The following is a 26352-nucleotide window of genomic DNA, read 5'->3' on the forward strand; positions in this document are numbered from 1 at the left end:
GTGCAAGGCAACGAAACTACCTGACAGAAATGACAGTTCCGACGGACGGTAAGCGTGGATCTACGAGTGCCATGCATCGCTGGATCGACGAAAGATCAGGCAATACCGCCAGGCTAACCTGGATTTTTTGTTGATCGCGCGCCGGGATCGGCGGCAATGCCGCATGCTGGCCGTCATAGATGAAGGCGTGACGAACCTGAGGGTTGTCGCGGAAGAAATCGAGCAGATTCAGCGCGCCATTGGCCAGTGAGGCATTGATCACGACCAGATCGAAAGGCTCGCAGCCGTATTCGATCAGCGTCAGCAATTCCTCGAGGTCATGCACCGGCGCGATGCAGTAGTAATTGAGTTGATTTAACAGCCGCTCGATTCTCATCCGCTGAAAATGCTGCGCGTCGGCAATCAGGATACGTAAGGCTTTGTTGGACAACGTGGGCCCCCAGCAGGGTGTCAGATTCGAGATGGCGCAAGGCTACGCATGAGCGCAAGTCCTTGATGTAGGATTTTTCCTAAATGGCCCCTCCATTTATCCGGCCATAGGTAGGAGATCAACGACGCATCGGTGATTCGCCGTGCAACTGCAGCCATCCAAGCAACGCTTCGCCACTCATCGGCTTTGCGTACCAGTAGCCTTGTCCTTGGGTGCATCCCAACGACATCAATTGCAGGCGTTGCGCGTCGGTCTCGATGCCCTCGATCACCACCGACATGCCCAGGGTTTCCCCCAGGGCCAGGGTGCTGCTGATGACCGCCCGGCATCGGGGTTCCAGGTCCAGCGTGCGGACGAACTCGGCATCGAGCTTGATCTCGCTGAAGGGCAGCTGACACAGCCGTTGCAACGAGGAAAACCCGGCGCCGAAGTCGTCAATGGACAAACGACAGCCCATCATGCGCAGCCGTACCAGATTTTCCATGCTGATAGCGGGCGCCGCCAGCAGACCGCTCTCGGTCAGTTCGAAGGTCAGTCCGGAGCCAAACGCCGAATGCCTGGCCAGAATCTCGCGAATGCTGGCGGTCAGCTCGCTGCGGGCCAGTTGTGCGGCCTGAAGATTGAAGGCCATGTTCAAACAGAAGCCCCGACTTGCCGCTTCTTTCTGAAGGCTCAGCGCCTGGTCCAGTTGGGTAAACAGCAGCGAATCCATCAGCCCCTGGCCCTCCAGAATCGGCAAAAACACTGCCGGTGACAGCACACCGCGAACCGGATGCAACCATCGACTCAGCACCTCAACGCCACACACCTGCCCCGTGTGCAGATTGAATTTTGGCTGGTACCAGGACTGAATCTGACCCTCCGCAAGCGCGGCGCACACCTCCTCTTCGCTGGCCGATTGCACAAGACTTACCGGGACTGGCTCGACCATCGGGCTCCCCAGGTGCTTGTTCAGCAACTGCTCCAACAAGTGCGGATGCAGGGGTTTGCCAACGTCCCCGAGCAGTTTCAAACCCAGGAGGGAAACGATCTGGTGCACGGCACGGCGCAAGTCTGCCGACAGCGAACTGCTGATGATGATCGACTTGACCTGTCCCGACGCCCCCAGCCGCCGAAAGAACTCCAAACCGTCCATGCCCTCCATCTGCAGATCGCACAGGGCAATGTCCACTGGGCCGACGTCCTTTAAAACAGCCAGCGCCTGGACTCCATCGCTGGCCTCGAAGACCTCGCGACAGCCAGCTTGCTTGAGCATGTTCACCGCCACGGAGCGCTGAAAGCTATGGTCTTCGAGTACCAGAACACGGAGGGGCAGGCGGGTCATGACATCTCGGCTCGTCTTGGGAGGGAGCGACGATTATCCGGAAATGAACGAAGGCGTTATTTAGGAAATATCCCAAATCGTGTAGGAAATTTCCCAAATTACAGGAGTGAACATTCTTCAAATGCCTTGCGATCACGCCAGGCGCTGGGCCAATCGGTCCATCGCCTGATGCAACGCGTCAACCGCTTCGGTCAATTGCCCGGGGTTCACCCCTTCGCAAGCGGCCTCCAGGGATTCGCAGGCGTCAATCAAGGCATGAGCCTTGATGATCCGCGCCCCGCCTTTGACCCGATGGGCCAGATTCGCCAGACCCGGCACGTCGTGCTGGGTGAATAGCCGCATCAACCGCGCCATGTCCTCGTCGTTGCTGGCAGACAAGTCATCCAGCAGGCGCTTGATCGACGCATCGTCACCCCGGGTCAGCTGATGAAGACCACTCAGGTCGATTTCGTCCGACAGCTCGCAGGACGCGGTCCCGATGGACGCACCGGTATTGATCGGGATCAGGCTGGCCAGCCGATCCCTGAGGTCTTCCAGACTGATTGGCTTGAACAGGCAGTCATCCATTCCCGCCAATTGGCAGCGCTGCTTTTCCTCGGGTTGCGCATTGGCGGTAAAGCCGAGAATCAAACCCGGCGGCAGGCCGCGTGCAACTTCTTCGGCACGGATTGTCCGGGTCAGCTCATACCCGCTCATGATCGGCATGTTGCAATCGGTGATGACCACGTCGAAGGATTCACTGCGCCAGGCGCGCAATCCCTGGACACCGTCTTCGGCGTCCCTGACCCGATGGCCGAGGTAACTCAATTGCTGGGACAGCACCAACCGATTGGCCGGGTAATCGTCGACCACCAGGATGTGCAGCGCACGGCTGGAAGTTGCGGGCTCGACCGGCGCCGTCGCGGGCTCATTCGAGGGCATCAGCATCGGTACGTCGAGCACAATGTCGACCTGCGTACCCTGCCCCACCACGCTCGACAGGGTCAATTGGCCACCCATCATCTCGCACAGCGTGCGACTGATGACCAGTCCCAGTCCGGAGCCGCTGCGGGCCGATTGAGGATTGTTGCTGGCCTGGGTGAACGGGCTGAACAAGCGTTGCTGATCGTCGCCGGAAATGCCGATACCGGTGTCGGCGACTTGCAGGCACACGGTCAGGCGCTGCGCGTCCGCCCCGGTTTGAACCTTGACCCGCAGCCGGACCTCGCCTCGCTCGGTAAACTTGATGGCGTTGCTTAACAGGTTGGAGACAATCTGCTTGAACCGCAGCGGATCGATCAGTACATCGCGATGGGCCCCGAGGTCCAGTTCAAGTATCAGACGCAACTGTTTTTGCCGCGCCAGTCCTTCGAAAATACGCGCCACCGATGTCACCAGCTCACCCAGGTTGGCGCGCTCGGGTGTCAGGGACAGATGGCCGGACTCGATGCGCGACACGTCAAGAATATCGCCAATCAGATCGAGCAAACTCCGCGCCGCGCCAGACGCGACTTCAATTGCAAAGCGGTCCGTCACACCTTCGTCAGCCTTTTTCATCGCCAGCTCAAGCATGCCGATCACTGCATTCATCGGCGTGCGGATTTCATGGCTCATGGTCGCCAGGAACGTGGTCTTCGCGCGATTGGCATCATCGGCCTCATCCTTGGCTTCATGCAGCGCCTGCACCAGGCGCTGACGTTCACTGATGTCAATCCAGCCGCCGATCAACCCGCTCACTTCGCCATTGCTGGCGCGATACGGCAGCATCCAGTGGTAGATGGTCAGCACGTTTGCGCCCAAGGTCAGTTGGCGGTCCTGTACCCGAGGCAGGCCGTCCTTCATGACCTGCAGATAGTCCTCGTGATAAACCGCAGCCTCTTGCACGCTTTTGAACATGCCCTCGATAACGGTCTTGCCAACGACGACATCCCGCTCGATCCCGAACACCTCCAGATAGCCCGTATTGCAGATCAACAACCGACCTTCACGATCCCGCACATAAATCGGATGGGGCGTACCGTCGATCAGGACGCGCATGAATTCCAGCTGATCGCTGAGTGCGACTTCTGCCTGTCGACGCTTGGCGATCAGCTGTCGCAGGTAAGCAATCCAGCCCAGCGCCAACAACAGCAACACGGCCGCCAACGCAAAGCCCTGAATGATTGCTGCGCGGTGACGCAGCCAATAACTGTCATCGACCACCACCTCGCTGCGCCAGCGATTGGACAGCTCGTCCAGCTCCTCCGGGGGAATGCTCAGCAGCGTCTTGTCGAGAATCGAGTACAGCTCAGGGGCATTGCGGGCCATGGCGAAACCGATGCGGGCCGAACCGGTGCCGACCGTGCTGGTGACGTGCAGCCGATCGCGAAACTGCCGGGAAATCATGTAGCGCGCGGTGATCAGCGCATTGACCGCTCCATCCGCCTTATCGTTGGCGACCATGGTCATGGCCTGCTCGGCGTTGTCGGCATCGATCAACTGGATCGCCGGATACTGCTCCATCAACAGGCTTCGTACCGGTGTGCCGCGAATCACCGCCAGGCGTTTGCCGTTCATCTCGTCCAGGGTCGCGGGACTGCCAGTGCCCATGCGGGTGACCAACACATAGGGCGTGCTGAGGTAGGGGCGAGTAAACCGCAGCGATTTCTCGCGCTCGGCACTGGGAGTCAGGCTGATCAACACGTCGGCCTGGCCAGTCTCGACCTGCTTGATCAGCTCAGGGACCGTGTGCAGACGCTGGATATCGAATTTCAACCCGGTGCGCAGCGCCACCTTCGCCAGGACATCGGCGCCGAGACCGCGAAACTTGCCATCCTGGCCGTAGAACGACAGGGGCAGGAAACTTTCATCGATGGCCACTCTGATGCGCGGATGCTGGTCCATCCAGCGCTGTTCGGCGGTACTGAATTTCAACGCATGGAGGCCAGTCATGTCCGCACCGCCAGCGCTCCAGCGACGCAGGATGGTCAAGTGTTCACTGGCCGGAATAACCGCCAGGGCGGCATTGACGATCCGCAGCAGACGCTGGTTGTCCCGGTGCATGGAGAAAGCGAAATCGTGCACCTGCGTATCGAGAAAGCCCGCCAGTTGGACGTTGTTCAGGTAGTTTTTGTTGATCAGGTAGTTGGCACTGATGGAGTCGCCCAGATAGACATCGGCCGTGCCGAAGGCCACGGCGCCAATCGCGCTCAAGGTCGAGGGGTACAGTTGCAAACGGGCATGGGGGAAGTGCGCCTTGACGGCTTCCGGCGGCAGGTAGTGATACAGCATCGCCACCTGCTTGCCAGCCAGGTCAGGTGTCAGCGTCTGGTTGTCCTCCGTCCGGGTCACCAGCGTCGGCTGGTCGTCGGCGTAGGCGCTGGACATCATCAGCTCAGGGTCGGCCGCCTCGAAATCGTTGGACGTGCCGAGCAAGTCCACTTCACCGAGCTTGGTTGCACGAACCACATCAGCGCGCGAATCGTAGCGACGGACCTCGACGCGTACCTGCAGTAACCCGGCCAGCAACGCGGCGTAATCGGCGGTCAGGCCTTCATAGTCCCGCCCGGTGCCCGTGATGCCAAACGGCGGATAATCCGGCGCCGACGCGCCCAACAGCAACGTGCCCTTGGCGCGCAACCACTCCCTGTCGCCCTCGTCGAGCACCACGCTGTAACCATCGACCTGCGACCGCCCCAGTACCTGCAACGTTTGCGCTGGCATGGTCGCGTTCGCCACCGCGTTCAACGCGCCAGACAGCAGAAGCACGACCAGCCATTTTCCAAAGGTCATGTGCATTCAGATCAACTGGTTGCGTTTGGCAAAATCGGCGAGGTAGACCACGGACTTCACGTTGAGTTTTTCGATCAGGCGCGTCTTGTAGGTGCTGATGGTTTTAGTGCTCAGGAACATGGCCTCGCTGATTTCCTTGTTACTCATGCCGTTGGACAGTTGCTGCAAGATCATCAGCTCCCGGTCGGACAGGCTCTGGATCAGTTCCACATCCGTGGCCCGGGCATCGCTGCTGCGCACGGAACTGGCTGGCAGGTAGGGAAAAAAGGTATAGCCGGTCATCACGGCCTTGATCGCCTTGACCAGTTCGTTGAGGTCATCGGTTTTGGAGACATAGCTGGCGGCTCCGGCTTTCATGCAGCGCATGGCGTAGAAAATCGCCGGCTGCGAGGTGAGTACGATGATCCTGGTGTGCTTTTTCAGTGTCATGATCCGGCTGATGACTTCGAGCCCGTCAAGCCTGGGCATGGCGATGTCCAGCATGATCAAGTCCGGTGTGTGTTCACGCGCCATTTGCACAGCATCGGCACCATTGTCCGCTTCGGCGACAACTTCGATGTTTTCCTGTTGCAGGAGCATCCTGACCGATGCCCGAATGAACGGGTGATCGTCTACCACCATCGCTTTGACCATAGGAACCTCTGCAAGACATGGCGGGCATTGTAGCAAGGGCGACTTCTTGCCGGCGCGTGGCGTTCTTGGGCTGTGACGCGATGATGGGTGGGGAGGCCTCAGATCAATTGCAAGAGCAACGCTTGCTCGCGATGGCGCCCTGACAGTCGATGAGTATTTCCCTGATGCAACCGGATCAAACTGTGGGAGCTGGCTTGCCGGCGATGGCGCCCTGACAGCCGACGAGTATTTCCCTGATGCCCCCAGAGCAAACTGTAGGAGTGAGCCTGCTCGCGATGGCGCCCTGACAGCCGATGAGTATTTCCCTGATCTACTCGGATCAAACTGTGGGAGCGGGCTTGCTCGCGATGGCTGCTTCATTGGCGGTGAGACTGTTGCTGGTGTACATATCCATACCTGCGGTCATGGCCGCTAATGGTTTCGCTTTTACAGCGAGTCACTTGGAAGAGCGCCAAGTAACCAAACGCTCTTGCCCCTTTCGTCCGGTGCCTCGCCTGGGCTCGGCATTCCCTCGCTCCGAGGGGGCAAGAAGATCAAAATCAAAATCAAAAGCCACAGCCATAGCCATAGCCATAGCCATAGCCATAGCCATAGCGAGGCGGCCTGACAGCTGACCTGACACTTGAGGCCTGCGCATTTCCCTGTGGGAGCTGAGCTTGCTCGCGATGACGGGCTCACAGCCGACTCCTATCTCCCGGATATACCCGGATCAAACTGTAGGAGTGAGCCTGCTCGCGATGGACGTAAACGATGACGCGATTTCATTGGGAAAACTCTTCGCCTGCAAGTCCACCGTAGGAAACGTTGTTCACATCCGTATCCGCATGAGGACCGCCGCCGAAGCAACGGCAAGATTAAAAGATCGCAGCCTCGTTGCACTCGACAGCTCCTACAAGCGGCCACGCCTGAAGAGTCGGAAACCAATAGCAGCCGTAAGCGCAGTAATGGATATGTACACCAGCAAGACACTCCCCGCCGATCACGCCGCGATCGCGAGCAGGCTCACTCCTACAGTTTGATCCGGGTATATCTGGGAGATAGGAGTCGGCAGTGGCCCGTCATCGCGAGCAAGCTCAGCTCCCACAGGTGAACGCGTGAGCCGCGAAAGTCAGGTCGGCTGTCAGGCCGCCTCGCTGTGGCTTTTGATTTTGATCTTCTTGCCCCCTCGGCAGGCCGAGCGCAGGTTCTCTGCAGTGGGTAACCCGGCAAGGATGCCGGGTTAGCCGCGCACGGCCAGGGATGGCCGATCGCGGCGGGCCCACGGAGCAGGAGAAACCACGAGCCTCACTGCCACCCAAACCGCCGAACATAAAACCCCTTCACCGCCTGCGTCAGCCCCATATAAGCCAACAAAATCACCGGCAAAAACACAAAGTACAATGACGGCAACGCCTGCAATTTGAAGTAATGCGCAAGCGGCCCCATCGGCAGAAAAATCCCGACAGCCATGATAATCCCGGTCATCACCATCAACGGCATCGCCGCGCGACTTTGCAGGAAAGGGATCTTCGGCGTACGAATCATATGTACGATCAGCGTCTGGGTCAGCAACCCGACTACAAACCAGCCCGACTGAAACAACGTTTGGTGATCTGGCGTATTGGCATCGAACACGTACCACATCAACGCAAAGGTGGTGATGTCGAAAATCGAACTGATCGGGCCGAAGAACAGCATGAAACGCCCGACATCAGCCGGCTGCCAACGCTGGGGTTGCTTGAGCATCTCTTCATCGACGTTATCGAACGGAATGGCGATCTGCGAAATGTCGTAGAGCAGATTCTGCACCAGGAGGTGCATCGGCAACATCGGGAGGAACGGGATGAACGCGCTCGCGACCAACACCGAGAACACGTTGCCGAAGTTCGAGCTGGCGGTCATTTTGATGTACTTGAGCATGTTGGCGAAGGTCCGACGGCCTTCCAGAACCCCCTCTTCCAAAACCATCAGGCTTTTCTCGAGGAGGATAATGTCAGCCGCTTCCTTGGCAATGTCCACGGCGCTGTCCACCGAAATACCGATGTCCGCCGTGCGCAAGGCTGGTGCGTCATTGATGCCGTCGCCCATGAAACCCACCACATGCCCGTTGCTTTTTAGCAGGCGAACGATGCGTTCCTTGTGCGAGGGCGTGAGTTTGGTGAAGACGTTGGTTGTCTCGACTGCCACCGCCAGCTCGGCGTCGGTCATGCGCTCAATGTCATTGCCCATCAGCAGGCCTTGTTGCTCCAGCCCCACCTCGCGGCAGATCTTGGCCGTCACCAGCTCGTTGTCGCCGGTCAACACTTTTACCGCTACGCCGTGGGCGGCCAGGGCTTTCAGGGCGGGCGCGGTGCTTTCCTTCGGCGGGTCGAGAAAGGCCACATAGCCAATCAGCGTCAATGCCTGTTCATCCGCCAGGCTGTACGTATCGCGCCCCTCGCTCATCGGCCGCGCCGCCACGGCCACCACCCGCAGTCCTTCGGCGTTGAACGCTGCAGTGACCTGACGAATCCGCGTCAGCAGTTCCTCGGTCAACGCTTCGTCGATAACACCGTGACGCACCCGCGAGCACACCGCCAGCACCTCCTCCACGGCGCCTTTGCAGATCAACAGATGGGAATGATCACGCTCGGCCACCACCACCGACATGCGCCGACGGGTGAAGTCGAAGGGAATCTCGTCGACCTTGCGAAACGCCGTGCCGACTTTCAGTTCGCGGTGAATGTCGACGTGTTCGAGCACGGCTACGTCCAGCAGGTTTTTCAGCCCGGTCTGGTAGTAGCTGTTGAGGTAGGCCATTTCCAGCACATCATCAGAGTCGTTGCCCCAGACATCGACGTTGCGCGCCAGGAAAATCCGGTCCTGAGTCAGGGTGCCCGTCTTGTCGGTGCACAGCACGTCCATCGCGCCGAAGTTCTGGATCGCGTCGAGGCGTTTGACGATGACTTTTTTGCGCGACAAAAATACCGCGCCCTTCGCCAACGTCGAGGTGACGATCATCGGCAACATTTCCGGGGTCAGGCCGACGGCAATCGACAATGCGAACAGCAACGCTTCGGTCCAGTCGCCCTTGGTGAAACCGTTGATGAATAGCACCAGCGGCGCCATGACGAACATGAAGCGGATCAGCAACCAGCTGACTTTATTGACCCCGGTCTGAAACGAGGTGGGCGCGCGATCGGTGGCGCCGACCCGTTGTGCCAACGCACCGAAATACGTGCTGTTGCCGGTGGTCAGCACCACCGCCGTCGCGGTGCCGGACACCACGTTGGTGCCCATGAACAGGATGTTGTCGAGGTCCAGCGGGTTGTCGGTATCGTCGTCCTGCTGCCGAGGAAATTTTTCCACGGGCATCGATTCGCCGGTCATCGCAGCCTGGCTGACGAACAGGTCCTTGGCCCCGAGCACCCGGCAATCGGCAGGAATCATGTCGCCCGCCGACAACACGATCAGGTCCCCCGGCACCAGTTGCTTGATCGGCAATTCGATCCGCTGTTCATCGCGGCGCAACACCGTGGCCGTGTTGCTGACCATCGCCTTGAGCGCGTCCGCAGCCTGGTTGGATTTGGTTTCCTGCCAGAAGCGCAGCAAGGTCGAGAGCACCACCATCGAGAAAATCACGATCGCGGCTTTCAGGTCTTCGGTCAGCCAGGAAATGACCGCCAACAATGTAAGCAGCAAGTTGAACGGATTTTTGTAGCAGTGCCACAGGTGAGTCCACCAAGACAACGGCTGCTCATGCTCGACTTCATTGAGCCCGAAGCGTTCGCGCAGGACGTCGGCTTCAAGGTCACTGAGCCCGTGGGTGTGGCTGCCGAGACTGTTGAGCAGTTGACCAGCGTCGCTGTTAGCGGCGCTGATCAGAGTTTGTGCCAGCGTCGGCGGCACTGCGCGGCTGACGGTGGTGTCGGTGAAGTTTTCCAGCAGCGCCAGTCGACGAAAATGCCGGGCGATGTGGCGAGTGCGCAGGAATCCGACGAAGAATTCTTTGAGCAGGGTCAGGTTCATGGCAGTTCCCCCAGGGTCAGCCGGGAAATCTTCGAGCAGGCGTGTCGAGACGCCGCGATGACGACGGGGGGTCGACCATCACGCACGGTTCAGCGTCGTAGAGAGGGCATCGAAAATCGCACCGGTAGTGGCTGCGATCGGAAAGCCGCTGCTCGCGTAAAGGCGAGACAACGGCACAAAAAAAAGCTGCGCGTTATCTTGCCGAGAATGTGCCGGTTTTCAGGACCGGCCGACGTCTGTCACTCGAACAAGTACCCACTGTGGGTCTCCGCTATTGATTGAAAACACGCGAAGCTTGCGCCGCTGTTTAAGTAAAGTAAACGCGGTGTTTGGGGTGCACGGGGGGAATTTCGGGGTTCTTCAGGAAGGGTTCAGGATTGAGAATTTTTGGTGACGGTAGGGACGCCATCGCGAGCAGGCTCACTCCTACATGGGTCCTGTGTATACAGATCCAATGTAGGAGCGAGCCTGCTCGCGATGGCGATCAAAGGGAATACCTGCGCGCGGGGCATCAAACGACCTCCCTAATTGCGCATGTCAGATACCACTCCCAGAATTCACGCCGTGAATCAGAATTCCCATTTTCATCCAAACCTCCTGCGAATGCCGAGGCAATCAAATAACTCGGTTCGAACGCTTCCGGATCCAGATCTCGATCACCCCGAAGATCGGAGGGATCATAGGTGAAATCGGTTGTTGCGGTAGCGATCGTATTGGCAGCAGCATGCCCGACAAACATTGTCGGATACTCTTCTGCTTCGTAATCCTGATCTTCCACGACTTCGACATAAAACTCATCACGTTTGTTTAATGCTTGTGCCTTCGCGATAGTTCCATTCGCCGCAGCGAGTGCTATTGATAACATCTTGGAGATGCCCTGAATATCTTTGAATTTTTTCGACCATATGAATGAAGCATGTTTTACACAGAGAATATCCAACTTCGTGCGCAACAACCTTTTAGTCGATTCCGGCTCGCCTTCCGCAATAGCGTTCCACAACAATTTTCTTGAAGGGAGGGCAAAATCACCTAAAGGTGACTGCGCGACCTGATTTAGAAGCTTATTTATAAACATCTTATTAGGCATAACACTCATCACACTTACTTCGCTACGGGTTCCGCAAGACTCGCACTCACTGCAACACAATGTTTTCTCTATACTGTTTATCCGTCCTTTACCCGCCTATCCACCGTACACTTCCATATCGGCGTTCTGCATCTTGAATTTAAAAAAAGCACACCTGGCCCTTTCAGAAATAACGAGCCTATAATCACCGGCAATTCCAAAATCAGAGAACCCGGCTTTGCCATCAACCTTCAGCCAAAAAAAAGCAGGTAAAATAGTTTTTGGTTCAACATCCTCAAACTTCGCACTTGCTGTAATTTTTACAGTGGCTAACAAAAAACCCGTGAGCCCCAACTTCGTGATTTCTGAAGCTACAGCCTCCGTCACAATGAAACAAGGAAACGTCTCTAATAGCTCATCACCCAACCAACCTTCGAACTGATACTCCAATTGCGAGACCACAGGCGGATGGAACGCGGGGTCCATTAAAGTGGATGCCCCAAACCCACCAGCAACTTCAGGTTCCACGTAATAAAACATATCACCCCAAATACTCTCTGCTCGATGAATTGACATGTACTAATTACTCAGACTCCTCTCGATCTAGAAGATAATTAAAAAAACTCGCATAGCAGTCCCAGCGATCCGGCTCATTTTCAAAGGCTTTTGAATTGATATTTTCTGCATCATTTGCGTCGCACCAAAGAACACCAGAAACAACATTCATCACAATCAAACTGCCAGGCGGCTCAGCCAAAACGACGTAATCCTTATTTATCCCGACTGCCTTTCTTAATCTTAAAGTCTCTTGGAGAATAGCTGACGCACCTTCCGCAGAGGCGATTTCGTAATGACTAATTCCGCCTAACAAACCACCGCTATAAAAATTTGCTATTTCCTTGAAGTCAGTAGGAAGTTTTGTTTCCAGAACCTTTTCTATTTCCCTCAAAACCTTTACCGAACACCCCTCAACCCCGTAGATGTTTTTATACCTTTCTTTTAAATCATCTATATTTATCATACATAGCCTCTTTAATTATTTGCTCGCCACTGCCAATACTCACGAGTATCAACATCGAATTTTTTCCTGTCCGGCTGTAGTTCCGGATGTGGTTTATTTCGACCATACTGACTGTGCAAGGCTCCTTGCCCGGGTTTACCTACACCATGGTACCGCGTGCTGCCTTCAACCAACGGCCCAGGAGATTTTTGACCCATGTGATGCAGTGTCGCGAAATTACCATCCGCCAGTTGAGGAGACAATCCTTTTGACGCTGCTTCAAGATTGGTTTTACCTACGAAGCGTTTATCACCAGCGTTTCTAATTTTGCTCCAATCGATATCTTTCCTCTGGTAAATTTTATAATTAAGCTTCGTTCCGGATGGCCGACTTGCGCTCCACTGTATGGGATCCTTGTAAAAATACTTTGTATTTCGACCATATCCCAGTGGATTTAAATCAGCAGACTTGCCAGTGACAGTTTTAGGAACGACTTTTACGTTCGCAAGGTTTGACCCAACACCTTGCACCTTGAATTCATACCGCGCATCAAACCACTTGCCACCTTTCGCCCCTAACCCACCACCCAGCAACGCCCCGCCAAAAGCCATCAATTTTTGCTCATCGGAGCCTTCACCAAACAATTCCCCTCCAGCCCAGTTTCCCGCAAACCCGCCAGCCACGCCTCCGGCAAAACCCGCAATGACAAGCACCGGGCTCGCCAGCACGAACGCACTTGCCAGTCCAACGACAAGCACTGCTCGCTCAAGCCATGCAGGCACTTCGGGATTTATCGGGTCGGTGGTATCGGTGCCTCCACCAATGAAAACGTTGCCAGATCCGGAACTGATTTTCGCGTCGCACACTGTGTGATCGCCGACACGGGCGGCTGGCTGACCGTTGATGTGTACGGTGCTGCTTCCTTGCGCCAGGATTTGCGGTGCAGAACCATGTTCACTGCAATCCGCTTTGTCCAAGTGAGCTCTGGCTGCGGGTTTGCCATTGACGTGGACATTGCCGGAGCCACTGACTATCTGGCCGACTGCGTGGTTGAAATACGAGAAGCTACCGATCAACTGCCCGATGCCCGCTCCCGCCGCAGCAGTGGCGCCCACGATTGCAACGGCTGCCAATCCCCCCGTTCCTACAATAAGGGCAGCCCCAATTGCTCCGACGGCCAGCCCTGCGAGCAACCCCGTAAGTGACCCCGTGTGTTCGATTGGATCATCCAGTCGCGCAGCCGCACTCATGCCGGGGTCACCGGCTTTTCGGTATCCGTAACTGGACGTAGTTCAAGGGTTTTGAGTAACTCGTAAAACGCACTTCTTTCGTCCGGCGTTATGCCTTTCGGGTTGTTGCTCGTTGCGGTGATCTGCATTAAAAGCGGATGCTGGTGTTCGTCGTGATGGAGAAAAATCAACTGGAGTTGGTGCACCGGTTGGCCTTGCTGCCTCCATTTGAATTCGGCACGTCGTGCATCAACCCCAGCAACTTCCGCCGGGCTCAAATGCTCGACCCATTCCAGATGTGAGAGCGCCTGCTTCAAGTCGGTTAAAAGCTGCTGCGCCATGGTTTCAAGGTCTTGGTCTACACCGATGGGTGTTCGACCTATCACCACGGACAAGGGGCTCGGCCCGATATCCGTCAGCGTGAAGACATGAAAGGTCTTGTCTTTGAAACTGCCCGGTCGAACGAAACTCAGTTCGTTGGTATGAAATCGCTTGGGAGGCGGAGGAAGTGCCTCTCGTTTCAAACGCTCTTCTTCGAGCCGTTTTTCCTCACGAATTCGTTTCTCTGAAATACGATCGTAAATACAGGTTCGCATGCGGCGTCCTTTTTCCGTCAGCTTGTTTTGTTCAGATTGATGAGGGTTGTTCCTTCCACATCGACCACGATGCCGGTCAAGTTAATAGTCCCGTCCTGGTGCATAACCAGCTTGCTGGCGCCGACTTCCAGGGTGATGGAAGTCGCTGCCTTGATCTTTACTTCGCTTTTATCAACGGTGACGTAGTACGCCCCCTCTTCAACAGCGATACTGGTTTCGTGCTTGATCGTTTCGGAATGCTTTCCGCTTACGTTGATCTGGCGGTTACCACCCACCTTGAGGGTTTCATCTGCCTCTATTTCGGTGTCCATGTTTCGCTCGGCATGAACAATCACCTGCTCCGCACCGGCCTTGTCTTCAAAGCGGAAAAAGTTCGCGTTACTGCCTTTTCCTTTCATCGATCGTGTCAAGAAGCCACTCTGTGTCTTGTTCGCGGGCAACGACCATGGCGGCGTGTTCTGACTGTTGTAGAGGCTGCCCATGATTAGCGGGCGGTCCGGGTTACCGTCGAGAAAAACAACAACGACTTCATCGCCGACACGAGGGATCAGGATGCTGCCGAAGCCGCCACTTGCACCGGATTGGGCGACGCGGACCCAGCAGGAACTTTTGTCGTTGAAGTCGCCGTAGCGGTCCCAGTGGAATTGCACTTTTACCCGGCCAAGTTCGTCGGTATAGATCTCTTCCCCTGACGGACCAACAATGATGGCGGTTTGAGGTCCGGTGATAACGGGAGTCAGAGTTTCCAACTGCGGGCGAAATTTGATTTTTTTGCGCACGCAGTAAAATTTGTTGGCATAACCCGCCTGGTCGCCGGACAAGTAGTTGTTACTGCCCCCATGCTCAATGCTCATCAAAAGAAACTGTCGGTTTTCGGGAGCGCCTTCATCGTGTTCATAGTGCTGGGTGAGTTCAAATGAATAACCCGGGCGCATCGCTCGGCAATTACTCAGGCCCATGAATTCTTTGCCTCTGAGTTCCAGCGCTTCAATTCTGTTTCTGACCAGTACCTCGCCATCGTCGTAGGTGCCATGGGTGTATTGGCCCATGAAATCGTAAATCTCGTTTGCCGGAACATCGCCCTGTTGATTGATGCTTTTCATGCTGACTGGAAGCCGGTTTCCAGGTTGGCGGTAATCAAAGGTCTGGACAGAAATCTTGCTGGACTGCAATTGCCGCTCGGCGCTCCAGTGGGTGATCGAATCGGCTGTTTCAGTCACTGAGGCAGTGTGAAAACGTACTTGAGGTTGTTCTGGCAGTGAAGGTAATAGGGTTGAGTCATCCATGATGATCATGGTGTGACTATCAGCGGTGTGCTCGAAATAAAAGAAAAGTCCCTCCCCCTCCAGCAGCCGCATCACGAAATGCCGATCGCTTTCCCGATACTGAGTGATATAGCTGTGTTTTTTTAAGGGGCGTTCGACGCGAAACTGGAATTTGGCAAGCCCTTCATAGCGGCCAAATACCTCTGAGACGACTTCTTCGACCGTTTGATCCTGATAAATCCGAGCGTCATACCGCTGCTCTAACAAGCTGAGCCAGGAACCAATCACCGCCGAATAACGGCACATTCCACCGTCACTACCCACTTTACCGAAACGCACCACATGGCCATTGATGTAGCGCCTATCCCCTGTCGCCAATTCGATTTCGATCGTCGCGGACTGGCCCATCGCCGTTTTCAGTTTTACGCTGGCATCGTCGGACAACAGATTCAATTGAAAACCAAAATCTGTCGATAAACCTTCATGTCCTGTAAAGGACTCGAGCAATAACGCTTGCCCGCCTTTGAGTGCCGTTGTCAGTTTGAATAAACGGCGGTTTTGCGCCGTGAACAGTGATGAAAAATCCATTGTCATGCGTAACTCCTTGTTATTTTTTCAAAGCGGCCAGACCACTTCGTTTTTGGTTATTTAAACGGGCGACTTGTGCAGCGAAGCAATCCATTTAAATAGTCTACCCATCCACCATCGCCTACGGGCCTCTCTGATTTTTTCTATTTGCATAAAGGTATACGGAGTTGACGTGGACTGTTCCTGAATATGTAGCGTGCGCAAGCCTCGAATGGTATGTCGAAAATAAAAAACAATGGCTGTACATCCAAGTGTCGCGGCAACGGTAACTACCAACCCACTATAGAAAGGACCTATCGCCTTCAATAATCCACCGCTTAGCAATGTGAGGATTGCGATTACGAGTCCAAGATATTTACTGCCCTCCCGTTTATGAGTACGATTCGCGACTTTATTACCAACAATATCAAATTTAAATATTTTGCTTTTACTTGCCATCGCACTGACGACCATTGTAGAAACAAGTAACATCGGAGATAGAGCAACAACCAATGCTTTTAGCCCACTCCCAAAAATATTCGACACGAAAAAATACAACATGCTACTCAAGAAAAAACAGAGCACGCCAAACACGCTTAAAAACATCGCAACCACAAACACCAAATAACTTTCGCACCCCCCCACCAAAAAAATTACAGCCCCAAAACACAGCCCCAAAACAACAAAATATCCGAACCAGTAGTATGGTATTTCAGTTGGTCCAAACATCCCAAAAAATAGAACCATAGAAAATATAAGCCATGGTCCTTTTTTTACTGTGTCAACATCAGGATCAAAGATCATAGTTTTCACTTCGTCAGATTATTGCCAATCATTTTATCCAAGCCCGAGCCTTGCATATAATGCTGCATTGCTAGACTCACCCCCCACCCAACAACTAAAACCAACACTAAAGGAGCCCCAAACAACGATGCCAGCGCAACTGATACCAATGCGCCACTTGCAAATGACAGGACATTTATAGGCTGACTATAAGCAGAACTCTTATAAAACTCTTCTATCGTCGTGGAACTGCTGTAGTCAACATAAGCCTGTGGCAATACAGCTAATGCAACGCCCACAGGAGCCCCCGTCATTAACTTGAGACCACGAGTCGCACCATGACCATGAAGCATCGCCCGATTATTAAGTACAGCCCTGGTCCCATACGCTGGAATATGAGCAACCTGGCTCCCCACCTGACCTAACACCCTATAACTTTGCGCCTGAGCCGTAACAGGCACTTCAAAATGCAATTGCCCCCCGACGCGTATCAATTTGATCTTGCCTTTAAAAGCTTTCGTCGCCGATGTGGAGCTTGCCTTCCCACGTTCACTTGCCCATTGAATCAACTTCTTTTTGTCCGCAGGTGACAAATCCAGTAGATCAACCACGGACTTAGACTTTGACATTGCGGCTGCCATGTTGCCGACGGTCACCAACGTGCCAGGCATACTGGTCGAAGAAAACAGCAATGACCCAATGTCGGGAATATCCCCCGCCATTTTCTGCAGTTTCTTGAGCGCCTCAGCGGATGTGTTTTTTGCGGCATGCACACGCTGAATTAATGTCCGCAATAACTGCACCGATTCCTGCGCTTCTTCGGGCGTCATGACCGCTTCGGGCGAAGCCAGTTCATGAGCCAGAAACATCGCAGCGTTGTAATCATTGGTGGCGTAGTAACCAGCAAAATTCGGCGAAGCGGGGAAATTGCGAGATGCAATCTCGCTTGGGAAGGGAAGATTACCTCCTCCAACCAACCCTGCTTGCCTGCGCAATCCACGGGGATTTGCAACCGTGCAGGGCAATAGCGTTCCGTCCATGTGCTTTCTCCTTTTTCACAGGATTTCAAGCCGGCATGTTTCGCCTGCATTTACGTTCATCCCGTGGTAGTCGTTAATAGTTCTACGGGTTCAACGTAACTAGGCGACACAAAACTTGATGTAGGAAGCTTCCCTGAATCCTGTACGACGCCTCCGTGTTTCAAATTATTGCGCCAGCTACCACAATGTTTTCGTCGATGCTGCCCGCGAGGATTCATGGCCCATGACAGATTTTCAGGCGTTCACCGGGGACACGATTGAGAACGCGTGACGGTGCATCGCAAAAACCACACAAGGGTCATCACGAATGGTTCGGTGTTGTAGAGGGGAGTAGAAGAGTCGGTTCTGGATCAACTGCTATTAGTCGGAAGCAGGGAGCGTAAACGAGACAGCATTTCGCGTTGCACGGGGGGAATTTCGGGGTTCTTCAGGAAGGGTTTAGGAATCGTGAATACCTCTGAGATGACTTCTTCGACCGTTTGATCCTGATAAATCCGAGCGTCATACCGCTGCTCTAACAAGCTGAGCCAGGAACCAATCACCGCCGAATAACGGCACATTCCACCGTCACTACCCACTTTACCGAAACGCACCACATGGCCATTGATGTAGCGCCTATCCCCTGTCGCCAATTCGATTTCGATCGTCGCGGACTGGCCCATCGCCGTTTTCAGTTTTACGCTGGCATGGTCGGACAACAGGTCCAATTGAAAACCAAAATCTGTCGATAAACCCTCATGTCCTGTAAAGGACTCGAGCAATAACGCTTGTCCGCCTTTGAGTGCCATTGTCAGTTTGAATAATCGACGGTTCTGCGCCGTGAACAGTGATGAAAAATCCATTGTCATACATAACTCCTTGTAGTTATTTGAACGCAAAGCCTGCTGCTGCTTTGAAAGAGTTTTATTTAGGTACTGGAGAGTCGAACAAAGAATTTATCCATTTAAAAAACCTGCCGAGCCACCACCGACTGCGGGCTTCTCGAATTTCGTCTATAACCATGAAAGTGTACGGAATCGGCATGAGCCGTTCTTGAATACGAAGGGTACGCAGACCGCGAATTGAGTGACGCAGAAAAAACAGCATCACTATTGAAACGCCTGTACCACCAGCAATTGAAATAACAGCACTTGTAATTTCGTCGACGGATCTAATAAATAAACCACCTGTCAATGTCGACACACCTGCGACAAACCCTACATTGTAATTTTTCCTACTCTGCTCTTTCTTTTTTGAAGTCACTCTATTACCGATAACTTCAAACGGAAAAAACGAGGATTTACTTCTGAACACAACCACAAACACTATACAAACAAATACCGAAGGACTCATACCTCCAACGATAGTTAACACATTGGATTTACCAAACACGGCAGACATCGAAACGTATGCCAAGCTACTTGCCGAATATGCAAATATGCAAATCACAGCTGTTAAAAAAGTAGCCATGTAAACAATGTATCGCTCACACACGTAAATCAGATACAACGTCCAAATCAAACTTCCTAAAAATAGCACCAAATATAAACACCAAAAATAATCCAGATTAGACGGTCCAAAAAGGCCAAAAAAAACAATCGCGAAAAACATGACCCAACACTCTTTTTTAAAATTTTTCACATCAATCATTATGAAATACTCACTTTACAAAAAAATCGCCGACCACTCGATCTACGCCTAAGTGCATAATTAACGACTGAATTCCAAAGGCGCCAAGCCACCCTACCGCTAAAACAACTACTAATGGAGCACCACCTAATCCTACCGCGACAAAAACAATCCCTGTTAATGCACCACTCGCTACTCCACCGGCAAACGCCGCGACATTAACAGGCTGACTATAAACCGACTTCTTATAAAACTCTTCTATCGTCGTGGAACTGCTGTAGTCAACATAAGCCTGTGGCAATACAGCTAATGCAACGCCCACAGGAGCCCCCGTCATTAACTTGAGACCACGAGTCGCACCATTAGCATGAAGCATCGCCCGATTATTAAGTGCAGCCCTGGTTCCATACGCTGGAATATGAGCAACCTGGCTCCCCACCTGACCTAACACCCTATAACTTTGCGCCTGAGCCGTAACAGGCACTTCAAAATGCAATTGCCCCCCGACGCGTATCAGTTTGATCTTGCCTTTAAAAGCTTTCTTCGCCGATGTGGAACTTGCCTTCCCACGTTCACTTGCCCATTGAATCAACTTCTTTTTGTCCGCAGGTGACAAATCCAGCAGATCAACCACGGACTTGGACTTTGACATCGCGGCTGCCATGTTGCCGACGGTAATTAACGTGCCAGGCATACTGGTCGAAGAAAACAGCAATGAGCCAATGTCGGGAATATCCCCCGCCATTTTCTGCAGCTTCTTGAGCGCTTCAGCGGATGTGTTTTTAGCCGCACTCAATCGCTGAATTAATGTCCGCAATAACTGCACCGACTCCTGCGCTTCTACGGGCGTCATGACCGCTTCGGGCGAAGCCAGTTCATGAGCCAGAAACATCGCTGCGTTGTAATCATTGGTGGCGTAGTAACCAGCAAAATTCGGCGAAGCGGGGAAATTGCGAGATGCAATCTCGCTTGGAAAGGGAAGATTGCCTACTCCAACCAACCCTGCTTGCCTGCGCAATCCGCGGGGATTTGCAACCGTGCAGGGCAATAGCGTTCCGTCCATGTGCTTTCTCCTTTTTCACGGGATTTCAAGCCGGCATGTGTCGCCTGCACTTACTTTCATCCCGTGGTAGTCGTTAATAGTTCCACGGGTTCAACGTAACTAGGCGACACAAAACTTGATGTAGGAAGCTTCCCTGAATCCTGTACGACGCCTCCGTGTTTCAAATTATTGCGCCAGCTACCACAGTGTTTTCGTCGATTCTGGCTGCGAGGATCCATGGCCCATGACAGATTTTCAGGCGTTCACCGGGGGACACGATTGAGCACGCGTGATGGTGCATCGCGAAAACCACACAAGGGTCATCACGAATGGTTCGGTGTTGTAGAGGGGAGTAGGAGAATCGGTTCGGGATCAACTGCTATTAGTCGGCAGCAGTGGGCGTAAACGAGAGAGCATTACGCGTTGGAGGGAGGGAGTTTCGGGGTTCGTCAGGAGGGGTTCAGGAATCGTGAATTCGTGGTGCCTGCAGGGACGCTATCGCGAGCAGGCTCACTCCTACATGGGTCCTGTGTATACAGATCCAATGTAGGAGTGAGCTTGCTCTGGGCGGCATTCCGACGATGGCGGTTTCACTGTCGCAGAAAATCTCAGCTAGCTGTCGCCAACAACAGATCCACCATCGACCGGCTATGCCCACGGTTCTCGCCATGTTCATACAACGACCCGGCAATCTCATCCGCACGGATCGGCAGGATCGACAGCAAGGTGTCGCTCAAACCATGACTCGCCTGGCAGAAGCCTTGCATATAGATGCCGGCCTTGCAGCGGTCGTCGGTGATCAGTTTGTAATTGCGGTCCACCTCGAAATCACCCAGGTACTGCTCCAGCGGTGCCAGCAGTTTGCGGTGCATCTGGCGCTCGTAACCGGTGGCCAAGACCACGGCGTCGTAGTGACGCACCGTGACTTCACCGGTCGCGTTGTTACGCATCGTCAGTTCGATGCCGTGCTCGGTGGCGGTGGCTTTTGAGAGCGTGGTCAGGGTGCGGAACGCATGACGGGCGATGCCCGAGACTTTCTGGCGATAGAAGATGCCGTAGATGCGTTCGATCAGATCGATGTCCACCACCGAATAATTGGTGTTGTGGTACTCGTTGACCAAACGCTCGCGCTCGCTGCTGGCTTGCTGGAACACCAGGTCGGTGAACTCCGGCGAGAACACTTCGTTGACGAAGGGGCTGTCATCGGCGGGTTTCAGGGCTGAGCCGCGCAGGATCATGTCCACCTGCACCGATGGGAAGCTGTCGTTCAAATCGATAAACGCTTCCGCGGCACTCTGCCCGCCCCCGATGATCGCGATGCTCATCGGCTGGTTGTTCACGCATGGCTGCTTGGCCATCTGTGCCAGGTACTGGGAATGGTGGAACACACGGTTGTCTCCTTTAAGCGCTTTAAACGCTTCCGGGATGCGCGGTGTGCCGCCGGCGCTGACCACCACCGAACGCGTGGTGCGAACGTGCTGCTGACCTTGGGCGTCTTTGGAAATTACCCGCAGCGCTTCGACCTGCTGGTTGTGCAGCACCGGCTCGATGGTCAGCACTTCTTCACCGTAGCGGCTCTGGGTGTCGAACTGCGCGGCAACCCAGCGCAGGTAGTCGTTGTACTCCATACGGCACGGGTAAAAAGTGCCCAGGTTGATGAAGTCCACCAGACGACCGTGGTGCTTCAGGTAATTGACGAAAGAGTAAGGGCTGGTGGGGTTGCGCAGGGTCACCAGGTCTTTGAGGAAGGAGATCTGCAATTCGCTCTGGGTCACCAGGGTGTTGCCGTGCCAGCGGTAGTCGGCCTGCTTGTCGAGAAACAGTACATCCAGTTCACCCTGGCTCGATCCGCGTTCTTGCAGAGCGATGGCCAACGCCAGGTTCGAAGGGCCGAAACCGACGCCGATCAGGTCGTGAACGATGGGCGATGCAATTGCCTGTGTCATTTCCAGTGTCCTCTGGATGAACCCCCGAGCAGCGGGGAGGAAAAGCTGAGTGACCTGACCGGCCCTGGGGCAGGACAGCAGGTCGTCTGTTGAGTAAGGACGAGGACAATGAAACAAAATTTAACACGATGAGATCAGTGGGCATCCCACTGCAGCATCCGTACCCGGCAATGCTTCATCGCGTTGACGATGTGCTTTTCCACCAGCGCCCGGGAGATCCCCAGGCGTTCGGCGATCTCGGGGTGGGAAAGGCCTTCGATCTTGCGCAGCAGAAAACTTTCGCGGCACAACGGCGGCAATTCAGACAAGGCACGCTGGAGCATTTCCAGGCGTTGGCCGTGGTCGAGGCTGTTGTGCGGGGACGGGGTGAAATAGCGCTCTTCGTTATCGAGCACTTCCAGCGACTCGACCTGACGCAGGGCGTTGCGCCGATGGTCGTCGATCACCAGATTGAGCGCGGTGCGGTACAAAAACGCCCGGGGCTGCTCGATCGGCGTGGTGCTGGAGCGTTCCAAAACCCGTAGATAAGCGTCATGCACCACATCTTCGGCCACCTGACGGTTGCCTAGCTTGGCGTTCAGGAAACACACCAGCTCACGATAGTAGTTTTCCAACATGACTCCCGTCCGCACGGGTGCGGATTCATTCCTTGAGCCACTCTGTCGACCGCCAAAATGGGCAGTGGCAAGATAGTGGCAGAGCGAGGCGCGTAATTTATAGTAATTCTCATATAGATTTAAAGTATTGCTTCATCTTGCCCGACAAATAGTCATGGTCTATATGTGTGCCCCCACGTGACCGCGCCTAAATTCGACGCGGCTTTTCTCGTATTAAGGACAGCTCCCCGTCTCTGTCGGTCTGCCGACAGCGTTCACTGATTGCCGGACTTTTCTTGCAAAACGAACGACGGGTCGATTTCCATTGACTGGAACCCTGCATGAAACGTCCCCGTCACGCCCGACGCGCCCTGCTTGTAGCACTGTGTCTGATCCCCGTTATCGCCGTCGCCGCCTGGCAGTTCATCCCCCCCGGTCGGGACAAGTTCGCCACTGTTCAGGTCACCCGTGGCGACATCGAAACCAGTGTCACGGCATTGGGCACGTTGCAACCCCGGCGGTATGTCGACGTCGGTGCCCAGGCGTCCGGGCAAATCCACAAGATCCATGTGGAAGTCGGCGACGTGGTCAAGGAAGGCCAGTTGCTGGTGGAAATCGACCCGTCCACGCAACAGGCCAAACTCGACGCCGGACGCTTCTCCATCGAGAACCTCAAGTTTCAGCTCGAGGAACAACGGGCACAGCACGAGCTGGCCCGGCAGAAATTCCAGCGCCAACAGAACCTCAAGGCCGGCGGTGCCACCCGTGAGGAAGACGTGCAGACGGCCCAGGCAGAACTGCGCGCCACCCAGGCGCGCATCGACATGTTCCAGGCGCAGATCCGCCAGGCCCAGGCCAGCCTGCGCAGCGACCAGGCCGAGCTCGGTTACACGCGCATTTACGCACCGATGGCCGGCACCGTCGTCGCCCTTGATGCCCGTGAAGGCCAGACGCTCAATGCCCAGCAGCAAACGCCGTTGATTTTGCGCATCGCCAAATTGTCGCCGATGACCGTCTGGGCCGAGGTCTCTGAAGCGGACATCGGTCACGTCAAACCCGGCATGCAGGCCTGGTTCACCACCCTCAGCGGTGGCACTCGACGCTGGAGCAGCACCGTGCGCCAGATTCTTCCGGTGCCGCCAAAACCCCTCGATCAAACCAGTCAAGGCGGCGGCAGTCCGGCCAGTTCGAGTAAAAGCGGCAGCGCGCGCGTGGTGCTGTACACCGTGTTGCTCGACGTCGATAACGCCGATAACGCGCTGATGGCAGAGATGACCACCCAGGTGTTTTTCGTGTCCGACCAGGCGAAAAACGTCCTGACCGCGCCCATTGCTGCCCTGCAATCCGGTACAAAAGCGGACATCCAGACCGCCCAGGTAGTCGCCGAGAACGGCAGTCTGCAGCAGCGCGATGTCCGTACCGGCATCAGCGATCGTCTGCGGGTACAGATTCTCGACGGCTTGCAGGAAGGCGATCACCTGTTGATCGGACCGGTCGACGGGAGTGGCGGCTGAATGCTGACGCCCCTGATCGACCTGCAGGACATCCGCAAATCCTACGGCGGTGGCGACGCGCCTGAAGTTCAGGTGTTGCGCGGCATCGACCTGTCGATCCACGCGGGTGAATTCGTCGCCATCGTCGGCGCCTCGGGCTCCGGCAAATCGACCTTGATGAACATCCTCGGCTGCCTCGACCGCCCGACGTCGGGCGAGTATCGCTTCGCCGGGGAAAACGTCGCCGGCCTCGACAGCGATGAACTGGCCTGGCTACGCCGCGAGGCATTCGGCTTTGTGTTCCAGGGGTACCACCTGATCCCGTCCGGCTCTGCCCAGGAAAACGTCGAGATGCCGGCGATCTACGCCGGCACCCCGGCCGCCGAACGTCATGCCCGCGCCGCCGCCCTCCTCGACCGGCTCGGCCTGGCGTCACGCACCGGCAACCGCCCGCATCAGCTTTCCGGCGGCCAGCAGCAACGGGTGTCGATCGCCCGCGCCTTGATGAACGGCGGCCACATCATTCTGGCCGACGAACCCACTGGCGCCCTGGACAGCCACAGTGGCGCCGAGGTCATGACCCTGCTCGACGAACTGGCGAGCCAGGGCCACGTGGTGATCCTCATTACCCACGACCGCGAAGTCGCGGCACGGGCCAAGCGCATCATCGAAATTCGCGACGGGCTGATCATCAGCGACAGCGCCCGTGACCATCCCGAGGTCCAGACCTCGGCCAATCCCGGCGCCTTGCAAGCGGTGGATTTGCGCAAGCGTCTGACCGAAGGCGCCGAAGCCACGGGCGCCTGGAAAGGTGAGCTGGTGGACGCGGTGCAAGCGGCGTGGCGGGTGATGTGGATCAACAAGTTCCGCACCGCGCTGACGCTGCTGGGCATCATCATCGGCGTTGCGTCGGTGGTGGTGATGCTGGCCGTCGGTGAAGGCAGCAAACGCCAGGTGATGGCGCAGATGGGCGCATTTGGCTCCAACATCATTTACCTCAGCGGCTCCTCGCCGAACCCGCGAACCCCGCTGGGCATCGTGACGCTGGACGAGGTCAAGGCGGTGGCGAGCCTGCCGCAGGTGATGCGCATCATGCCGGTCAACGGTCAGGAGGCCGGGGTGCGCTTCGGCAATCTTGATCACATGAGCTACGTCGGCGGCAACGACACCAACTTTCCGGCGATCTTCAACTGGCCCGTGGTCGAGGGCAGTTACTTCACCGAGGCCGATGAACAGAACGCCGCCGCCGTGGCGGTGATCGGTCACAAGGTGCGGCAGAAACTGTTGAAGAACGTCGCCAACCCGATCGGCCAGTACATCCTGATCGAAAACGTGCCGTTCCAGGTGGTCGGCGTGCTTGCCGAAAAAGGCGCCAGCTCTGGCGACTCCGACAGCGACGACCGCATCGCCATCCCCTACTCGGCGGCCAGCGTGCGGTTATTCGGCACCCATAATCCGGAATACATCGCCATCGCCGCTGCCGATGCGCGCAAGGTCAAGGAAGCGGAACAGGCCATCGAGCAGTTGATGCTGCGCCTGCACAATGGCAAGAAAGATTTCGAACTGACCAACAACGCCGCGATGATCCAGGCCGAGGCGCGCACACAAAATACCCTGTCGCTGATGCTTGGTTCGATTGCCGCGATTTCGCTGTTGGTCGGCGGGATCGGCGTGATGAACATCATGCTCATGACGGTGCGTGAACGAACCCGGGAGATTGGCATCCGCATGGCCACCGGTGCACGCCAGCGCGACATTCTGCGCCAGTTTCTGACCGAGGCGGTGATGCTCTCGGTGGTGGGCGGACTCGCTGGTATTGCACTCGCCCTGATCGTCGGCGGCGTGTTGGTCCTCAGCGAAGTGGCGGTCGCCTTTTCCTTGATAGCGTTGCTTGGTGCCTTTGGCTGCGCCTTGGTCACCGGTGTTGTCTTCGGCTTCATGCCGGCCCGCAAAGCTGCCCGACTCGACCCGGTCACGGCCCTTACCAGTGAATGATC

The 26352-nt window shown here is 55.4% G+C and carries 20 protein-coding genes; 2 read left to right on the top strand and 18 right to left on the bottom strand.

The genetic code is table 11. From position 1 onward, the window contains the following. Positions 1-16 precede the first annotated feature (16 nt). The 18 genes from H7698_RS19450 to H7698_RS19535 all read right to left on the bottom strand — a co-directional run bounded on the left by H7698_RS19450 (position 17) and on the right by H7698_RS19535 (position 22883). The gene (locus H7698_RS19450) at positions 17-430 is read right to left on the bottom strand and encodes a response regulator (protein WP_194692503.1); all 414 of its coding nucleotides are present in this window, start codon (positions 428-430) and stop codon (positions 17-19) included. 118 nt (positions 431-548) lie between these two features. Beyond that, on the bottom strand, positions 549-1754 hold the full coding sequence (locus H7698_RS19455) for an EAL domain-containing response regulator (protein ID WP_194692504.1): 1206 nt from the start codon (positions 1752-1754) through the stop codon (positions 549-551). A gap of 132 nt (positions 1755-1886) precedes the next feature. Then, positions 1887-5504: a transporter substrate-binding domain-containing protein gene (locus tag H7698_RS19460; RefSeq protein WP_235992904.1), complete on the bottom strand. Its 3618-nt coding sequence runs from the start codon at positions 5502-5504 to the stop codon at positions 1887-1889. Positions 5505-5510: 6 nt separating this feature from the next. After that, the gene (locus tag H7698_RS19465) at positions 5511-6137 is read right to left on the bottom strand and encodes a response regulator transcription factor (RefSeq protein WP_194692506.1); all 627 of its coding nucleotides are present in this window, start codon (positions 6135-6137) and stop codon (positions 5511-5513) included. Positions 6138-7421: 1284 nt separating this feature from the next. Beyond that, positions 7422-10124, bottom strand: a complete 2703-nt coding sequence (gene mgtA, locus H7698_RS19470) for a magnesium-translocating P-type ATPase (protein WP_194692507.1) — start codon at positions 10122-10124, stop codon at positions 7422-7424. Positions 10125-10635: 511 nt separating this feature from the next. Then, on the bottom strand, positions 10636-11220 hold the full coding sequence (locus H7698_RS19475; protein ID WP_235992905.1) for an Imm5 family immunity protein: 585 nt from the start codon (positions 11218-11220) through the stop codon (positions 10636-10638). Between the two features lie 87 nt (positions 11221-11307). Beyond that, positions 11308-11766 carry a hypothetical protein gene (locus tag H7698_RS19480; RefSeq protein WP_208525762.1) on the bottom strand — a complete coding sequence of 153 codons (459 nt, stop codon included), beginning with the start codon at positions 11764-11766 and terminating at the stop codon, positions 11308-11310. Positions 11767-11773: 7 nt separating this feature from the next. Beyond that, positions 11774-12211 carry an SMI1/KNR4 family protein gene (locus tag H7698_RS19485; protein ID WP_194692508.1) on the bottom strand — a complete coding sequence of 146 codons (438 nt, stop codon included), beginning with the start codon at positions 12209-12211 and terminating at the stop codon, positions 11774-11776. 11 nt (positions 12212-12222) lie between these two features. Next, positions 12223-13440 carry a PAAR domain-containing protein gene (locus tag H7698_RS19490; protein ID WP_194692509.1) on the bottom strand — a complete coding sequence of 406 codons (1218 nt, stop codon included), beginning with the start codon at positions 13438-13440 and terminating at the stop codon, positions 12223-12225. Further along, positions 13437-14015, bottom strand: a complete 579-nt coding sequence (locus tag H7698_RS19495; protein ID WP_194692510.1) for a DcrB-related protein — start codon at positions 14013-14015, stop codon at positions 13437-13439. Before H7698_RS19495 ends, H7698_RS19490 begins: the two co-directional genes overlap by 4 nt. Positions 14016-14032: 17 nt before the next feature. Then, positions 14033-15874, bottom strand: a complete 1842-nt coding sequence (gene tssI / locus H7698_RS19500; protein ID WP_194692511.1) for a type VI secretion system tip protein TssI/VgrG — start codon at positions 15872-15874, stop codon at positions 14033-14035. Positions 15875-15928: 54 nt separating this feature from the next. Then, complete coding sequence (locus H7698_RS19505) at positions 15929-16651, bottom strand: hypothetical protein (protein WP_194692512.1); 723 nt, start codon at positions 16649-16651, stop codon at positions 15929-15931. 5 nt (positions 16652-16656) lie between these two features. Next, positions 16657-17670 (bottom strand): hypothetical protein, encoded by a 1014-nt coding sequence (locus H7698_RS19510; protein ID WP_194692513.1) that lies wholly within the window; start codon positions 17668-17670, stop codon positions 16657-16659. 350 nt (positions 17671-18020) lie between these two features. Next, positions 18021-18518: a contractile injection system protein, VgrG/Pvc8 family gene (locus H7698_RS19515; RefSeq protein WP_235992906.1), complete on the bottom strand. Its 498-nt coding sequence runs from the start codon at positions 18516-18518 to the stop codon at positions 18021-18023. A 55-nt stretch (positions 18519-18573) separates the two neighbouring features. Continuing rightward, a complete protein-coding gene (locus H7698_RS19520) occupies positions 18574-19260 on the bottom strand; it encodes a hypothetical protein (protein WP_194692514.1) in 687 nt (228 codons plus the stop codon). A gap of 49 nt (positions 19261-19309) precedes the next feature. Continuing rightward, positions 19310-20341 carry a hypothetical protein gene (locus H7698_RS19525; RefSeq protein ID WP_194692515.1) on the bottom strand — a complete coding sequence of 344 codons (1032 nt, stop codon included), beginning with the start codon at positions 20339-20341 and terminating at the stop codon, positions 19310-19312. 587 nt (positions 20342-20928) lie between these two features. Further along, on the bottom strand, positions 20929-22266 hold the full coding sequence (locus H7698_RS19530) for a lysine N(6)-hydroxylase/L-ornithine N(5)-oxygenase family protein (RefSeq protein ID WP_194692516.1): 1338 nt from the start codon (positions 22264-22266) through the stop codon (positions 20929-20931). A 134-nt stretch (positions 22267-22400) separates the two neighbouring features. After that, the gene (locus H7698_RS19535; RefSeq protein ID WP_162441101.1) at positions 22401-22883 is read right to left on the bottom strand and encodes a sigma-70 family RNA polymerase sigma factor; all 483 of its coding nucleotides are present in this window, start codon (positions 22881-22883) and stop codon (positions 22401-22403) included. Positions 22884-23203: 320 nt separating this feature from the next. Here H7698_RS19535 and H7698_RS19540 point away from each other — a divergent pair, with 320 nt between their 5' ends. Both H7698_RS19540 and H7698_RS19545 read left to right on the top strand, forming a co-directional pair. Further along, a complete protein-coding gene (locus tag H7698_RS19540; protein WP_194692517.1) occupies positions 23204-24376 on the top strand; it encodes an efflux RND transporter periplasmic adaptor subunit in 1173 nt (390 codons plus the stop codon). Continuing rightward, positions 24377-26350 carry a MacB family efflux pump subunit gene (locus H7698_RS19545; RefSeq protein WP_194692518.1) on the top strand — a complete coding sequence of 658 codons (1974 nt, stop codon included), beginning with the start codon at positions 24377-24379 and terminating at the stop codon, positions 26348-26350. The last annotated feature ends 2 nt before the right edge of the window (positions 26351-26352 follow it).

The organism is Pseudomonas sp. p50(2008), assembly GCF_015351605.1.
GTDB lineage: Bacteria > Pseudomonadota > Gammaproteobacteria > Pseudomonadales > Pseudomonadaceae > Aquipseudomonas.

What these genes read in the sequence shown, in the direction of transcription:
- H7698_RS19455 (WP_194692504.1), bottom strand. Translation starts at nt 1,754, where the DNA reads ATGACCCGCCTGCCCCTCCGTGTTCTGGTACTCGAAGACCATAGCTTT.
- H7698_RS19460 (WP_235992904.1), bottom strand. Translation starts at nt 5,504, where the DNA reads ATGACCTTTGGAAAATGGCTGGTCGTGCTTCTGCTGTCTGGCGCGTTG.
- H7698_RS19465 (WP_194692506.1), bottom strand. Translation starts at nt 6,137, where the DNA reads ATGGTCAAAGCGATGGTGGTAGACGATCACCCGTTCATTCGGGCATCG.
- mgtA (WP_194692507.1), bottom strand. Translation starts at nt 10,124, where the DNA reads ATGAACCTGACCCTGCTCAAAGAATTCTTCGTCGGATTCCTGCGCACT.
- H7698_RS19475 (WP_235992905.1), bottom strand. Translation starts at nt 11,220, where the DNA reads ATGAGTGTTATGCCTAATAAGATGTTTATAAATAAGCTTCTAAATCAG.
- H7698_RS19480 (WP_208525762.1), bottom strand. Translation starts at nt 11,766, where the DNA reads ATGTCAATTCATCGAGCAGAGAGTATTTGGGGTGATATGTTTTATTAC.
- H7698_RS19485 (WP_194692508.1), bottom strand. Translation starts at nt 12,211, where the DNA reads ATGATAAATATAGATGATTTAAAAGAAAGGTATAAAAACATCTACGGG.
- H7698_RS19490 (WP_194692509.1), bottom strand. Translation starts at nt 13,440, where the DNA reads ATGAGTGCGGCTGCGCGACTGGATGATCCAATCGAACACACGGGGTCA.
- H7698_RS19495 (WP_194692510.1), bottom strand. Translation starts at nt 14,015, where the DNA reads ATGCGAACCTGTATTTACGATCGTATTTCAGAGAAACGAATTCGTGAG.
- tssI (WP_194692511.1), bottom strand. Translation starts at nt 15,874, where the DNA reads ATGACAATGGATTTTTCATCACTGTTCACGGCGCAAAACCGCCGTTTA.
- H7698_RS19505 (WP_194692512.1), bottom strand. Translation starts at nt 16,651, where the DNA reads ATGATCTTTGATCCTGATGTTGACACAGTAAAAAAAGGACCATGGCTT.
- H7698_RS19510 (WP_194692513.1), bottom strand. Translation starts at nt 17,670, where the DNA reads ATGGACGGAACGCTATTGCCCTGCACGGTTGCAAATCCCCGTGGATTG.
- H7698_RS19515 (WP_235992906.1), bottom strand. Translation starts at nt 18,518, where the DNA reads ATGACAATGGATTTTTCATCACTGTTCACGGCGCAGAACCGTCGATTA.
- H7698_RS19520 (WP_194692514.1), bottom strand. Translation starts at nt 19,260, where the DNA reads ATGTTTTTCGCGATTGTTTTTTTTGGCCTTTTTGGACCGTCTAATCTG.
- H7698_RS19525 (WP_194692515.1), bottom strand. Translation starts at nt 20,341, where the DNA reads ATGGACGGAACGCTATTGCCCTGCACGGTTGCAAATCCCCGCGGATTG.
- H7698_RS19530 (WP_194692516.1), bottom strand. Translation starts at nt 22,266, where the DNA reads ATGACACAGGCAATTGCATCGCCCATCGTTCACGACCTGATCGGCGTC.
- H7698_RS19535 (WP_162441101.1), bottom strand. Translation starts at nt 22,883, where the DNA reads ATGTTGGAAAACTACTATCGTGAGCTGGTGTGTTTCCTGAACGCCAAG.
- H7698_RS19540 (WP_194692517.1), top strand. Translation starts at nt 23,204, where the DNA reads ATGAAACGTCCCCGTCACGCCCGACGCGCCCTGCTTGTAGCACTGTGT.
- H7698_RS19545 (WP_194692518.1), top strand. Translation starts at nt 24,377, where the DNA reads ATGCTGACGCCCCTGATCGACCTGCAGGACATCCGCAAATCCTACGGC.